The 14,071-nt window shown below is 43.7% G+C and carries 13 protein-coding genes; 7 read left to right on the top strand and 6 right to left on the bottom strand.

The window, feature by feature from the left end; genetic code table 11:
- Window positions 1-49 precede the first annotated feature (49 nt).
- The gene (locus P855_RS0101415; protein WP_028781919.1) at window positions 50-877 is read left to right on the top strand and encodes an MBL fold metallo-hydrolase; all 828 of its coding nucleotides are present in this window, start codon (window positions 50-52) and stop codon (window positions 875-877) included.
- Here P855_RS0101415 and P855_RS0101410 read toward each other — a convergent pair.
- Window positions 874-1,656, bottom strand: a complete 783-nt coding sequence (locus P855_RS0101410; RefSeq protein WP_028781918.1) for a cobalamin-binding protein — start codon at window positions 1,654-1,656, stop codon at window positions 874-876. The two genes, P855_RS0101415 and P855_RS0101410, sit on opposite strands and share 4 nt — an antisense overlap.
- 96 nt (window positions 1,657-1,752) lie before the next feature.
- On the opposite strand from P855_RS0101410, the gene P855_RS20215 reads away from it, so the two are divergent.
- A complete protein-coding gene (locus P855_RS20215) occupies window positions 1,753-2,610 on the top strand; it encodes an alpha/beta fold hydrolase (protein ID WP_051353037.1) in 858 nt (285 codons plus the stop codon).
- A gap of 61 nt (window positions 2,611-2,671) precedes the next feature.
- On the opposite strand, the gene map is transcribed toward P855_RS20215, so the two are convergent.
- Entirely contained in the window at window positions 2,672-3,427 is a 756-nt protein-coding gene (gene map / locus P855_RS0101400) for a type I methionyl aminopeptidase (RefSeq protein WP_028781917.1), read from the bottom strand.
- 245 nt (window positions 3,428-3,672) lie between these two features.
- On the opposite strand from map, the gene P855_RS0101395 reads away from it, so the two are divergent.
- The 3 genes from P855_RS0101395 to P855_RS0101385 all read left to right on the top strand — a co-directional run bounded on the left by P855_RS0101395 (window position 3,673) and on the right by P855_RS0101385 (window position 6,636).
- Window positions 3,673-4,176 carry a GNAT family N-acetyltransferase gene (locus P855_RS0101395; RefSeq protein ID WP_028781916.1) on the top strand — a complete coding sequence of 168 codons (504 nt, stop codon included), beginning with the start codon at window positions 3,673-3,675 and terminating at the stop codon, window positions 4,174-4,176.
- Window positions 4,177-4,268: 92 nt separating this feature from the next.
- A complete protein-coding gene (locus tag P855_RS0101390) occupies window positions 4,269-4,991 on the top strand; it encodes an ABC transporter ATP-binding protein (protein ID WP_028781915.1) in 723 nt (240 codons plus the stop codon).
- Entirely contained in the window at window positions 4,984-6,636 is a 1,653-nt protein-coding gene (locus tag P855_RS0101385) for a putative ABC transporter permease subunit (protein WP_028781914.1), read from the top strand. Before P855_RS0101390 ends, P855_RS0101385 begins: the two co-directional genes overlap by 8 nt.
- A gap of 63 nt (window positions 6,637-6,699) precedes the next feature.
- On the opposite strand, the gene abc-f is transcribed toward P855_RS0101385, so the two are convergent.
- Window positions 6,700-8,295, bottom strand: coding sequence for a ribosomal protection-like ABC-F family protein (abc-f, locus tag P855_RS0101380; RefSeq protein WP_028781913.1), 1,596 nt, complete (start codon window positions 8,293-8,295; stop codon window positions 6,700-6,702).
- Window positions 8,296-8,721: 426 nt separating this feature from the next.
- Between abc-f and P855_RS0101375 the strand changes: the two genes are divergently transcribed.
- Window positions 8,722-9,336, top strand: a complete 615-nt coding sequence (locus P855_RS0101375; RefSeq protein WP_028781912.1) for an NUDIX hydrolase — start codon at window positions 8,722-8,724, stop codon at window positions 9,334-9,336.
- A 241-nt stretch (window positions 9,337-9,577) separates the two neighbouring features.
- On the opposite strand, the gene P855_RS0101370 is transcribed toward P855_RS0101375, so the two are convergent.
- Complete coding sequence (locus P855_RS0101370) at window positions 9,578-10,342, bottom strand: (S)-benzoin forming benzil reductase (RefSeq protein WP_028781911.1); 765 nt, start codon at window positions 10,340-10,342, stop codon at window positions 9,578-9,580.
- A gap of 151 nt (window positions 10,343-10,493) precedes the next feature.
- Here P855_RS0101370 and P855_RS0101365 point away from each other — a divergent pair, with 151 nt between their 5' ends.
- On the top strand, window positions 10,494-11,123 hold the full coding sequence (locus P855_RS0101365) for a YczE/YyaS/YitT family protein (protein WP_028781910.1): 630 nt from the start codon (window positions 10,494-10,496) through the stop codon (window positions 11,121-11,123).
- A gap of 71 nt (window positions 11,124-11,194) precedes the next feature.
- Here the strand turns inward: P855_RS0101365 and P855_RS0101360 are convergent, their stop codons facing one another.
- Complete coding sequence (locus tag P855_RS0101360) at window positions 11,195-13,303, bottom strand: TRAP transporter permease (RefSeq protein WP_028781909.1); 2,109 nt, start codon at window positions 13,301-13,303, stop codon at window positions 11,195-11,197.
- Window positions 13,296-13,826, bottom strand: a complete 531-nt coding sequence (locus tag P855_RS0101355; protein WP_028781908.1) for a DUF1850 domain-containing protein — start codon at window positions 13,824-13,826, stop codon at window positions 13,296-13,298. The genes P855_RS0101360 and P855_RS0101355 overlap by 8 nt, the downstream gene beginning before the upstream one ends.
- Window positions 13,827-14,071: the final 245 nt, after the last annotated feature.

Here is a 14,071-nt window from a genome sequence, read left to right as displayed (position 1 = left end):
AACTTCCCTGCTTTCTATCAATGCTAAAAGAAAACGAGGAGCATAAAACATGGATAAACATCAGGAACATTTGGAAGCCGGATGGAAAATGGACCACGCAGAACCGGACATCATAAAAGAAGATCTGGCCATTTACCAGACCCTGGTCGCCAATGTGTGTATGATCGGAAAAGAAAACACTGATGACTGGGTGCTTGTTGATACGGGGATCGCCCGCTACGGTGAACGAATCCAGACTGCCTGTGAAAAACGATTTGGTGATCGTCCGCCAAAAGCTATTATTCTGACCCATGGTCACTTTGACCACGTCGGCTCAGCCAAATACCTTTGCAAGCTTTGGGATGTACCGATTTTCGTCCATCCGATGGAATGGGATTATGTCATAGGCAGACGGGATTACCCGGTAGGGGATTCCACTGTAGGTGGTGGGACCATTTCCTTGTTATCCCCCTTTTTCCCTACACGAGGAATAAATCTTGCCAGGTACGCAGAAAAGCTGCCAGAAGATGGATCACTCCCCCATCTACCTGACTGGAAATATATTCATACGCCAGGTCATACTCCTGGTCATATTTCCTTATTTCGGGAAAAGGACCGTACTTTAATTGCCGGGGACGCATTTACGACAGAAAAAACTGAATCTTATCTTTCGGTGATTACCCAGATACAGCATGTCCATGGACCCCCTGCTTTCCAAACTCCAAACTGGAAAGAGGCAGAAGCATCTGTCAAGCGGTTGGCTGAACTGAACCCTTCTGTCGCAATAACCGGCCACGGTCTGCCAATGGAAGGTGAAACACTCACCAGGCAGTTGAATGAACTTGCCGATAACTTCCGGGAGCTGGCGATACCGAAACATAAACGTAAGCCCCATTAATCCCGGAAAGTTTCAAGATGAATAATATCCGAAAGCTTTTTCAATCCTTCTAACAAACGCGGAGACGGACGGCAATATAGCGATTCCTCCAGGACATGGATCTGATCATGCTTCACTGCCGTCATTTCCTTCCAGCCCGGACGCTTTTTCACAAGCTCCGGGTTCATTTTTTCTTCTTTTACACCTACCCACACCATACAGATGTGGTCAGGATTCCGTTGCAGCACATCCTCCCAATCGGTTTGGATATTCGCTCCTGCTTCTGTCTGAAAAATATTATACCCACCGGCCAGTTCACTTATTTCGGTAAGCCAGTTCGCTTTTCCAGGGGTGAAAATAGGCTTCGGCCACCATTCCCAATATAAAGCAGGCTGCTCTGTCACTCTTCCTGTACGTTCCTGGTATTTTTCAATACTTCCCAGAAATTCCTCTCTCTTTTCTTTCGCAGTTGCCTCTATACCGATTGCTTCTCCAACTGTAATCAAATCATCGGCAATTTCTGTTAATGTATTTGGGTTTAAGATAATATATGGCAGCCCTTTGCTATCCAATGCTTCTATATTCTTCTCCATCCCCGGTACGCTTAATGAGGCCAGCACCAGATCCGGCTCAAGCGCTGCGACTTTATCCATATCTATCGATAAATCCGGCCCTACACGCGGAAGGTGTTTGATTTCTGCCGGCCAATCGGAATAATCATCTACCCCTTCCAGCCACTCCGTTTTTCCCAGGTATGCAAGAAGTTCGGTATTACTGGGACATAACGACACGATTCGCATGAAAACTCCTCCTATTTCAGAATTATCAGGTATTTCATTTTCTTCTATTATAGCTTATATTTAGTGTAGCGATAACCAATAAGGAAGGGTGTTAGGATGAAGCAGATTTTACTTGAAACTTCCAAAGGGCGGGTTGAGTTCAGTTATGAAGGCAATGGTCCTGTCATATTATTATTAAAAGGCGGGCATTGCAGCCGGGACACAGATCTTTCACACCGAAGCCTCATCCATGAAGGATATACCTTATTGACAGTTTCACGGCCCGGCTATGATAAGACAGATATCAAAACCGGGAAGAAACCCGAAGACTTCGCAGATACATTGATTGAAGTCCTTGATCACCTGGCAATCCCCACAGTCCATGTCATTGCTGTATCTGCCGCCGGTCCTACTGGACTTGCGCTTGCTTACCGCTATCCATTTCGGATAAAAACACTGACGCTCGAAGCAGCACTCGTAACTCCCTGGGAAGTACGGTTCAAGCGTAAAGGAAAGCTGTTATTCGGACCAGCCGGCTCAATTGTATGGAAAGGGTTACGAGGACTTTTAAAGGTCCAGCCTGACTTAGTGATGAAGCTGATGTTAAAAGAATTGACTACTGAAGATCCAGAAAAGCTATTAAGTGGTCTATCAAAACAAGACCGGAGATTTGTCTATGACATGCTCGCCACTTCCCAATCCGGAAAAGGCTTTTCTGCTGATTTAGACCATGACCCTATCGACCTTTCAAAACTTACAGTACCTGTACTCGGTATGTACTCTCAAAAAGACGGCAGCGTCCATTACTCGAACGCGATACTACTCCAATCACTGGTTACCCATAGCGAAATATATGAGGTGCCTTCTGATAGCCACTTGATATGGATTGGGGACCATGCTAACGAACTATGGAGGAAACGTCTCGAATTTCTGCAGAAGCATACAGATGTCCGCCAGCCCCAGGAAACAAGATAATTATGTAAAAAAGCTGTCCCTGAAGGTGATTTTACGCCCACCTTTCCGGGACAGCTTTCTTTTATTCTTCTTCCTGTTCGGTTAAAATCACCGGGCCATCAGCAGTAATTGCTACCGTATGTTCATATTGGGCAGACAGCGAACCATCTACAGTCCGAGCCGTCCAGTTATTGGTGTCCATTTTGCTTTCCCAACCGCCGATATTCACCATCGGCTCGATCGTAATGACCATTCCTTCTTTTAAGCGGGCTCCTTTTCCCGCTTCACCAAAATGCGGAATGTAAGGATCCTCATGAATTGTTTCACCGATGCCATGTCCCGTGAAGTCACGGACAACGGAGTAGCCTTCCCCTTCGACATAGCTTTGAATCGCATGTCCGATATCACCAATTCGCTTCCCGACTTGTGCCTGCTCAATTCCTTTATATAGGGAGGTTTTTGTAACATTCATCAGTTTTTGAGATTCCTCGCTGATTTTTCCGACCGGATGGGTCCACGCGGAATCAGCTAATCCACCATTCAAACGTATTACCATATCAACGGTGACGATATCTCCATCCTTCAATTCTTCTTTCCGAGGAAAGCCATGACAAATTTCATCGTTGATGGAAGCACAGGTGGCGTATTCATACCCTTGATATCCTTTTTGCTCGGCTGTCGCTCCATGCTTTTCTAAATACTCCTCGACAAAATTTTCTATATCCATAGTCGTGATTCCGGGCTTGATAAATGTCCGTAATTCCTTATGGACCTCTGCCAGCAGCTTACCGGCTTCGTGCATTAACTCGATTTCCCGTTTACTTTTTCTTTTGATCATATACTTTTCCCCTCTTTCCTGCATTTCAATATCCTTCAACTAGTATAGATATTAACGAAATATAATGTGATAAGCTAACCATACGCAATTGTATCAGGTTCAGTGCGAAACGGCACAAAATTGGTTGCTGAGGTGTTAACAGCCCTCAACGGAATCCCCGCCAGGCTCTGATTTAACTTTTTCTCTATTTACAATAACAAAAAGATAAGCTACTGTATTCTATAAAACATAAGAGGTGGATAACTATGGAAATACGTCGTTTGAATGCAGAAGATGCCGCAGCTTATTGGGAGCTTCGTTTAGAAGCGCTGCAAACTTCACCCGATGCCTTTATTACTACATATGAAGACGCTCTCGCCAAAGACAATCCGATCGCTCAAGCAGCAGACAGAATGACTAATGAACATAATTTTACTTACGGAGCTTTCATGAATTCCAGGCTTATCGGGACCGTTACCATGCTACGCCAAACCCATCAAAAGTTTGCACATAAAGCCGATATCCTTGCCATGTATGTAACCCCTCATTTTCGTGGAAAAAATACAGGCAAATGGCTGCTCCAGCAAGCCATTGAAGATGCAAAGCAAGTCGGAATTGAACAGTTGCTTTTAGGCGTAGTGTCTACTAATGAACCAGCTGTCCGTTTATATCAATCGCTCGGCTTTACTGTTTTTGGTACAGAAAAAAATGCCATCAAGACTCGCAATAGTTATTTTGATGAATATATGATGGTTCTATTTTTGACTTAATTACTTCTTCCTAACCCTTACTTAAAAGCACGATGAAACATATTTCCGGGGAAATCGTACGTATAAGGGAAAATAAAGAAGGTGGGATTCAGTTGATAACGATTAATAATGTGACGAAAGAATACGCCGGAAAGACTGCAGTCAAAAACCTGGACTTAGTCGTACCCGATGGGAAAATCTTCGGCTTCCTTGGTCCGAATGGAGCTGGTAAATCAACAACGATAAAAATGATAACCGGTATACTCCCAATCGACGAAGGTACAATCACCGTGAACGGTCATGATATTGCCAGCCACCCGATGAAAGCGAAGAAAACTTTTGGATACGTACCAGACAGCCCGGATATTTTCCTACGTTTAAAAGGAATCGAATATTTGAACTTCATCGGAGATATATTTGAAATTCCAAAAAATATCCGCGAAGAAAAAATCGAGCATCTGACTAAAAGTTTTGGGATATTCGAAGCGCTTGACGACCATATCCAAACCTATTCCCATGGGATGAGGCAAAAAGTTGTCGTTAGCGGTGTTTTGCTTCACGACCCTGATGTTTGGATTCTTGATGAACCATTATCCGGCCTTGACCCTAAGTCGTCCTTTACGCTTAAAGAAATGATGAGAGAACATGCTGCCAAAGGGAACACGGTCTTCTTTTCCACCCATGTCCTGGAAGTAGTGGAGCAATTATGTGACGAAGTAGCTATCATCAATAAAGGGAGACTCCAATTCAGAGGTGAAATGAAAGAAATGAAGGAAAAATTCGAAGCTGACGAGACCCTGGAGAAAGTCTTCCTGGAGCTGACAAATCATGAATAAGACGCTCCGTTTAATACGAACGATGTTAAAAATGCAATATTCTATGACAGGCAAGAGCAGCGGGGAAAAAATAGGATATGTATTGTTAGGTGTATTTTTGATTCCCTTTTCAGGGATCATCATCAGTTTCTTGAATGTCACTGTTGAAACATTATATACCCAGCTTGCCCCTTCAGGAAATGAAAACGCTATTCTGGGTCTTTTGTTCGCAGGCATGACAATCGTACTGTTGTTCGTAAGTATGAGCTCGATTTTAAGCTCCTTTTATTTTGCAGAAGACATCGAAGGCTTTATTCCTTATCCTTTTTATCCCTACCAGTTGCTGGCAGGGAAAGCAGCTGCCCCATTCATCAACCTTTATCTAACGAGTGGTGTACTGATGGTCCCTATTTTGACATTATATGGCATTCATAGCGGGGCAGGATTCATCTATTACATATATGCACTATTACTATTTGTTGTATTCCCAGTCATCCCCTTTACGATTATGGCCATCCTTTTGATGTTTTTTATGCGTTTTGCCAATATCGCCAAAAATAAAGATCGTACTAAAGTGTTCGCCGGTTTGTTAACTTTTGTATTCATCATCGGATTCAACATCATCATCCGTCTGAATCAAAACCCCACGCAGACCGCTGAAGGAGCCGCACAACTCATTGCGCAGCAAAATGGATTATTACAGGTAATCACGGGAATGATCCCTCCCGTTTACTTCAGCACCATGGCTTTACAGAATGCAGAAAATCTGAACGGATTAATATTTTTAGTGTTGATGCTGACTATTTCTACGGGTGGGATTTTCCTATTCCTGACTGCTGGTCAAAAACTTTATTTCAAAGGTGTGCTTGGTCTGACAACAGGAAGTACGAAGACATTCGATTCGGGGAAAGCCGCTAAAAAAATTAAAGCACAGCCCGTGTTTTTGGCATTGCTTTTGAAAGAGTTACGAACCATCTTCAGAACACCGACATTTTTTATGCAAATTATTGTTCAAAGCCTGTTCGGTCCAGTCTTTCTGATTGTTATTTTGCTGTTTGAAAGTTCATCCGGCTCTTTTGGTGCTCTCAGCTCACTGTTAGAACAGTTTGGAAAAAAAACCTCTTTATTGCTTCTATTCATCTTTACGTTATTCCTATTAGGTGTAAACCCTGCCTCTTATTCATCTGTCTCGCGAGATGGAAGAAGCTGGCCCGCTAATTTGTATTTGCCTATCCCGGCACAGAGCGTGATTTTCAGTAAAGTGATGACTGCCTGGCTGATTAATCTGCTTTCAATCATTTTATTAGCAGTAGTAGGTCTGACGATTATTCAGATGCCCCCCTTGTTATTTATCGCCTGGATTACATTGACGTTATTAGCAAGCTGGTTCACTTGTCTCGTAGGTACAGCGCTCGATTTGAATGACCCGAAACTCAATTGGACAGATGAACAGGAGGTATTCAAATCACGTTTTATCAGCCTTATAGCGTTGCTAATTGAAATAGGAACATTCGGATTTTTCGTATTACTGCTTTGGAACATAGATACACTCCAAAGTCTTTGGATGACCTCGATCTTACTTTCCTTGTTATTAGCAGCTGCTATTGCCATTAGCCACGTAGCTCTTCAAAAACTGATCCGTACAAAGTTTCTTTATACCCGGTAAAATCGAGTAGGAGGAGGTGACTACAGTCATCACTTGGTTAAAGGGATCGGATAATCATCCTGATCAGCTATTCCTCAATTTTCTTATTTGTTCCAGCACTTGCTGATATTCATCCTCCAGGTCGCTGTTATCTACACCTTGGGGAGCCATACTGATTTTGCTGATCAGCTCTGTCAGTTTCGTTTCCAAAGTCATCAGATCATACTCATGCTCATCTACCTCTTTTGGCTTTTCTTTCGCTTCTTCATATTCTTGCATACCGCCTTCAAAACTATGGACGGTTTGTTTTTCCAGCACCCAGAGATGGGTTGCCGTACGATCAACAAATCGCCTATCATGTGTAACGTATAAGATTGTACCTGGGTAATCCCGTACCAGACCTTCCAGCGCTTCGATCGCCTCCAGATCCAGATGGTTGGTAGGTTCATCGAGTATCAAAAAGTTAAAATCACCAGTCAACAACCGGGCCAAAGCCACTTTGACCTGTTCGCCGCCACTCAAGACGCCGATCGGTTTATGGACATCGTCCGCTTTAAATCGCAGCCTTCCAAGAATAATCCTCAATAAATGCTCGGGAAGCTGACTGGTCGCTTGCACAAACTGCAGTACTGTTTCCTGCACCGGCAGGTTTTCCAGTATCTGATCAAAATGCCCGATTTTCGCCTGAGCAGCGAAATCGATCGTTTCTCCTCCATTAAGCAACTGCTGGATCAACGTAGTTTTACCACTACCATTCGCACCAATCAAGGCGGTTTTCGAACCACTTTTTAACTTGAGAGCAGGAACCTGGTACAACTTTCGCCCTGCCACCGACCCGTACACCTCTTTCGCCATCAATAACTGTTTCCGGTGAACTGGCGAGTGCAGGACATAGTCCATTTTCACTTCCTCCCACTCGAAAGGTTTATCTACTTTTTCCAGTCTTTCAATCCGGTTTTCTATATTTTTTGATACTCGTTCGATTTTCTTTTGCTGGCCGGCGGCTTTATTTTTGCCAAGCTGCCATTCCGAGTTCCCCATCCTCGCCGGTGGTTTACGCATACCCTTTGCCTGATTACGTTTCTTAGTCAAACGTTCAGTCAATCGCTTCTTCTCTTTCAAATATTTTTCATGGGCTTCCTGCTGTTGTTGATATTCCAATTCTTTTTGTTCGGCATAGAAACTGTAATCTCCCTGGTAGCTGGTTATGTTCCCATCTTCCATATGCCATATCCTTGTACATACCTTATCCAGCAGACTACGATCATGGGATACAATCAAAAATGCTCCTTGATGACTTTCTAACTTCCGCTCCAGTTGTTCGATATGCTGCCAATCCAGGTTGTTGGTCGGCTCATCTAAAAATAAGAGATCACTTTTTTCAGCAAATAGCTGCTCCAACTTTGCTAAAGTCTTTTCTCCGCCACTTAATGTCTTCCATTCATTATCATGGTTTTCTAAATCTCCCAACTGCTGAAACCAGCTATAGTCTGTATGAAACTCAACCTGCGGCTCAATTTCCGTTTTTCCTGCCAAATAATTCAACAGCAGCGTTTTACCCTGCCCATTCTTCCCGACCAGTCCAATTCGCTCACCTGAATGTATTTTAAGTTCCTCTATATCCAGTAACCGGCATGGGCCGATACTATATTGAATGTTCATCGCTCTCATTAAAAGCATAAAAAAACCTCCCTGATGGTTCAGAGAAGTGGTGTCATAATCATTCCATCTGCAGTTAGGTAGAAGAGAATAATTCTCCGTACTACGACTGATCAAGCAATGATATCCTGTTTTGGACAGACTAACCCCATCTCAGAACGAGTGAATTTATTATTCATATCTCGTTTAAGCAATAGGATTAGTACTTCATCGCTCTATTCTTCAGTCCCTTCTTTTTTCGTTACATCTATTATATGATGGAGATGTATACGTTTGCAACAAATATATCAAGTCGCCATCCAGCCTACTATGATTGGAAGGCGGCAACCCGCTATTTGAAAAGAAGAATGATGTAGAACAGCAGCTGGAGTTATACGAAGCGAAGCCATTTTCCACCGGTATGCTGATACTTACATACCGAAAAAAGTAACCAGGGAGAGAAGTATTATGTCTGATAAATGGTTGACATGGGCCAAAGAAATACAGGCGATTTCGCAAGCGGGACTAGCCTATGCAAAAGATGTTTATGACGTCGAACGTTATCAGCGTCTACGCGAGTTAAGTACAGAGATTCTCGAAGAATATACCGAGGAACCGATGGAAAAAATCATCAATTTATTCACCAATGAAACAGGCTACCAGACACCGAAGGTCGATATTCGCGCGGTAGTTTTTCATGAAGGAGAATTATTGTTTGTCCAGGAAAAATCGGATGGTAAGTGGGCATTGCCAGGCGGATGGGCAGATATCGGCTTTTCCCCTAAGGAAGTTGCTGCCAAAGAGGTATATGAAGAAGCAGGTATTGAAGTAGCAGCAAATCAGCTGTTGGGGGTTGTGGACATGCACAAGCATCCTCACCCGCCAATGGCCTCTCATATCTATAAGATTTTCATCGCCTGTAATTGGGAGGATGGCGACCTCAAAGGTGGAACAGAAACAGACCATGCAGCCTTTTTTCAAAAAGATAAGCTGCCAGAATTATCGATCGCACGTAATACATATGAACAAATCGAACACTTATTCACTATGCAAAAAGAAACCCTCCGTCCATTTTGTGATTAATCCGTTGCTTCATAGGAGAATAAGGGGCTGGGAAACAACTCGCTTTCCGCGGGTAAGACGGCAAGCCTCCTCGGGCATACGCCCTGTGGGGGCTTGACATACTTTTCCCGCTGGAGTCTCGTCATTCCCCAGCCCACTTAACGATATTCAGATTACGGAACCTATCTTTTTTGGGGTCAGTATTTTTGCTCAACCTTTATATTTTCCGATAAAGTTTTATATTACTATCGTTCCGCTCCAACTACTCCTGGATTAAATCATATAGTTTATAAACTTTTCCATTTTCTATTTCGTTCGGTTTATTCAAAAGATCCATCAACACAGCTGATACGGTGTCTGGCCCCCGCAGCTGCCCTTCCTCTTTCAGCTTCCTGAACTTCCCGACATCCTGAAAGGCCTCTTTAGAAGCAGAACGGATAACGTCCTGCATATCGGTATCCATCACCCCTGGGCTAAAGGCCAGAATATGATGATCTTTTTCCTGATTCTCCAGCTCTGCTGCAACGGTCGCGGTGAACCGATTTATGGCTGCCTTGGTGCTATTATACGTACTCCAGCCAGGGGTGGATTTTTCTGCAGCGCCAGAGGTGATATTCACTATCGTCAATTCCACTTCATGATTATCCGCATAGGAAAGCAGATTGTTGGTCAACACGACCGGAGCTACCAGATTGACCTGCACATGCTTGGTGACTTGCTCCGTCTCCAGGTTACCGACCGTTTCGATCGGCTCGATCATGCCGGCATTATTGATCAGATAAATGTGATAGGTTTCTTCAGTGAAAAATTCATCTGCTATTTTTTCAAAACATTGTTCTGCCTCGGTACTATCACTTAAATCACATGCCATATGGTGATAATCCGCCTTTTCCCGTTCCGAAAACTTCTTCAGCTCTTTACTGCCCGAGCGTGAAATACCTATGACATCAACACCATATTCAATGAAGTCTTGAGCAATAGCTTCTCCTAATCCTCTTGATTCTCCTGTTACAATTGCATACTGCATATCACTGCCACCTGCCTTTTCCTTATCTATAAATAATAGTTCCCTTTTACTACAAAATAAAAACAGCTGCACTTCGAACTTTACAGAGATATAGCGGAAGTATATGATTATTAAAGCGTCATTTACTGTTTTAGCATAAGGAGCCTGGATTATGAGACATTTGATTCTTTTCCTGCTTTATCTGGCAGGAATTGTACTATCCAGTCTGGGTCTGGCCATGATCATCAAGTCAGGCTTAGGTGTTGGGCCCGGGGACAGTGTAGCTGTTGGTGTGTCGATGCACCTGCCTGTTTCTGTGGGTACTGTATTGATTATCAGCTTCATCATTTTATTACTTATCAATGCCTGGATCGAAAAGAAAAGGCCTGTATATGAGTCCATCCTCCCGATTGTCGTCCGTGGCTGGACGTTAGATATGTTTCTTTACAACATGCTGCCTGAGTCCGGGTACGACGTCTGGTGGACACAATGGCTTATTTTTACACTAGGTTTACTCGCGATGGGTGCTGGTATCGCACTTTACCTGCGGACACCTTTCCCACGGATCCCGTTGGATCATTTTATGATGATCGTTAATAAAAAGACAAATCAGTCTAAAAGTTCTGTGCGAATTTTCGCAGAATCCGGTCTTGCCTTAATCGGTTACCTGCTTGGCGCACCAGTAGGTATTGGAACATTGATCGTCGCCTTATCTACCGGACCGGTCATTCAATTTTTTTATGTCCTATTGCGCCCTATCATTAAACTATGGGGCATCCATCAAAAAGAAAAAATGCTTTAGAAAGAACAAAAGCGACCTGCTTGGACAGGTCGCTTTTTAAATTGGCCCTTAATAGACGGTATGCACAAATATCAAGATTCCGCTTTTTTCCTGCCTCTTTCAACCGGTACACCAAGTGTATCCCGTTTAAGAAGGAATTGCATCCCCAGAACCACTGCGAACACAGATAGACCAATGATATCTGAATAACCACCAGGGTATATCAGAGTCAGCCCTCCAGCCAAGGCGATGATTCGCTCAAACCACATAAGCTTACGGAACCAGTAGCCAATCAAGCCGGCACCGATGGCCAGCATGCCACAGACCGCTGTGAACACGATCCAGATCAACTCTAAGACGGTCGTATCAATCATCAATAACCTCGGCTCCAGCACGAACATGTACGGGATGATAAAAGCAGCAATGGCAAGTTTCGCTGCGTTCACCCCTGTTCTGATCGGTTCAGAGCTCGCCACACCAGATGCTGCAAACGCTGCAAGTGCAACTGGTGGTGTAATATCAGCTACTATACCAAAGTAGAAGACAAACATGTGCGCTGGCAAATCAGCAATACCCAGCAGGATTAGAGCAGGTGCTGCAATTGTAGAGGTAATGATATAGTTTGCTGTTGTCGGTGAACCCATACCAAGGATGATCGCTGCCAGCATCGTAAAGAACAGCGTTAAAAGTACTTCTCCATTTGCCAGCGATACCAAACTGTTAGCAAGCTTCAAGCCAAGACCTGTCTTTGTAACAACCCCGACAATGATACCAGCCGCAGCAGTAGCAGCTACCACACCAAGGGCAGTACGAGCGCCATCAACCAATGCGTCAATGGTATCTTTGAAGTTGCCATCAAAGATATAGCTGACAAGAATTGTCGCGATTGTAGCTGAAACAAGAGCAGTCGTGACGGAGAAACCACCGGTTATCGACCCATAAACACCCATACCTACAGCGACTACCCCAAATACAATCGGGTATATTTTCCGGAACTTTTCTTCTCTCATCAGACCGACAAGAATGGTAGTAAGAATTCCATAAATAGCTGCACGCATGACGCTGAGCCCGCTGCTTAGATAGAAAACGATTGCAACAATCGGTAATAGCAGGTAGATTTTTTTGAAGACTTCTTTTCGATTCGGCATTTCCTCATCTGATAATCCGCTCAAACCCGTACGTTTCGCTTCAAAGTGAGTCATAATCCATACCCCAGTAAAATACAATAAGGCCGGAATCGCCGCTGCTTTAGCGATGCTCCAGTAATCTATCCCGATAAATTCGATCATCAGGAATGCTGCCGCGCCCATGATTGGAGGCATCAACTGACCGCCTGTGGAAGCCGCGGCCTCTACACCACCGGCGAATTCACGGCGATAACCCAATCGTTTCATCATCGGAATCGTAAACGAACCGGACGTAACAACGTTGGCAACCGAACTTCCGCTAATCGTCCCTTGAAGAGCACTTGAAAAAATCGCTACTTTCGCAGGTCCACCAGTCCGTTTACCAGCAAGTGTCACTGCCAGATCATTAAAATATTGCCCGACACCTGTTTTTACTAAGAAAGAACCGAATAATAAGAACAGGAATATAAATGTGGATGATACAGCAATCGGTGTACCGAGAATACCTTCCGTCGTAAAAAACATGGATTGTACAAGACTATCCAGATCAACGCCGCGGTGAATCAAAAATCCCGGCATCTGCCGTCCCCAATAGGCGTAAACCAAAAACAGTGCCGCAATGATTGTAATCGGCAAGCCAACAGCACGCCGAGTCGCTTCTAAAACCAGGATGACGGCTAATATACCAATATAAAAGTCCAGTGTACTCATATCTCCGGCTCGCATAATTATTTCTTCGTAGAATAACGGCCAATAAGCACCGACACAAAACCCCAGCACGGCTAACACAAGATCATACCATGCTATCTTCCCTTTGATCCGGTTTTTCTGAGATGCAGGGAATAACAAAAATATCAATACCAAACCGAATCCAACGTGCACAGAGCGATGGATTTGCGCTGGCAATGGATAGATGGTGGTTGTATATAACTGATAGATAGAAAATGCTAATAAGATGAAAAATACGACCTTAGCTAAGAGTCCAGTCAGTTCTCGTACAGAAGATTCAGGATCGTATTTCTGCATGATCTCCTGTTGTTTTTCTACAGATAGTGATTGATCTTTCTTACTCATGCAAATTCACTCCTCTCAAAAGTTCCCAGTTGTTTATATAGAGGGGTTGAATACGGACTATTGTACCACCACCTACATATTCCTTAAGAAGGTAAGAACGATCCTTAAACAAGATCGTATGCTTCGCTTTTACCTGTCCGACAGAAAGATTGATGGACTTATGCTCTCCCTTTAACCCTGTTATATAATACTTTCCATTTTTCACCTCGAATGTTTCTCCCTCACCGGCATTCGAAGGCATACCTACTGCTGTATCCTCGTATATTAACTGAACCGGGATAAGCTTTTTATTTTTTATTTCGTATTCTTCGATGACATCGCTTAAATGAATGGAGTGCGTAAACTTGATTTGAAAATGGTCACCTTCCTCCACCGGAAGGAATAGCGAAGGTTTGCCTTTATCTTGTGTGTGGAGCGCAAGAACATATTGGTATGGATAAAATAACCATACCAAAGCTGCAGATAAAAAAGTCAAACCTGCAAGGACAGCCACGACTACTCTCTTTTGTGCTAATCTCTCCATTTAATAACCCTTTCTCAGAACAAAAGCGCAAGCGCCTTGCTCACCCCCGACAAGCTTAAGACAAGCCTCGGCGTGACGTTCTCTGTCACAAAGAGGATTGACTTAAGACCTCGAGGGGGTAGGCGCTGGAGCTGGATGTGGCTCACCGTGTACAGGTATCCACAAATAGAAAATTTTATAATTTCCTAGACAACAAGAAAAGATAGACCGATATGACATCGGTCTATCACAAGCCAAAATAATTC

The sequence above is a fragment of the Thalassobacillus devorans MSP14 genome (assembly GCF_000496835.1).
GTDB lineage: Bacteria > Bacillota > Bacilli > Bacillales > Halobacillaceae > Thalassobacillus > Thalassobacillus devorans_B.
This window is presented reverse-complemented; position numbering and strand designations above follow the sequence as displayed.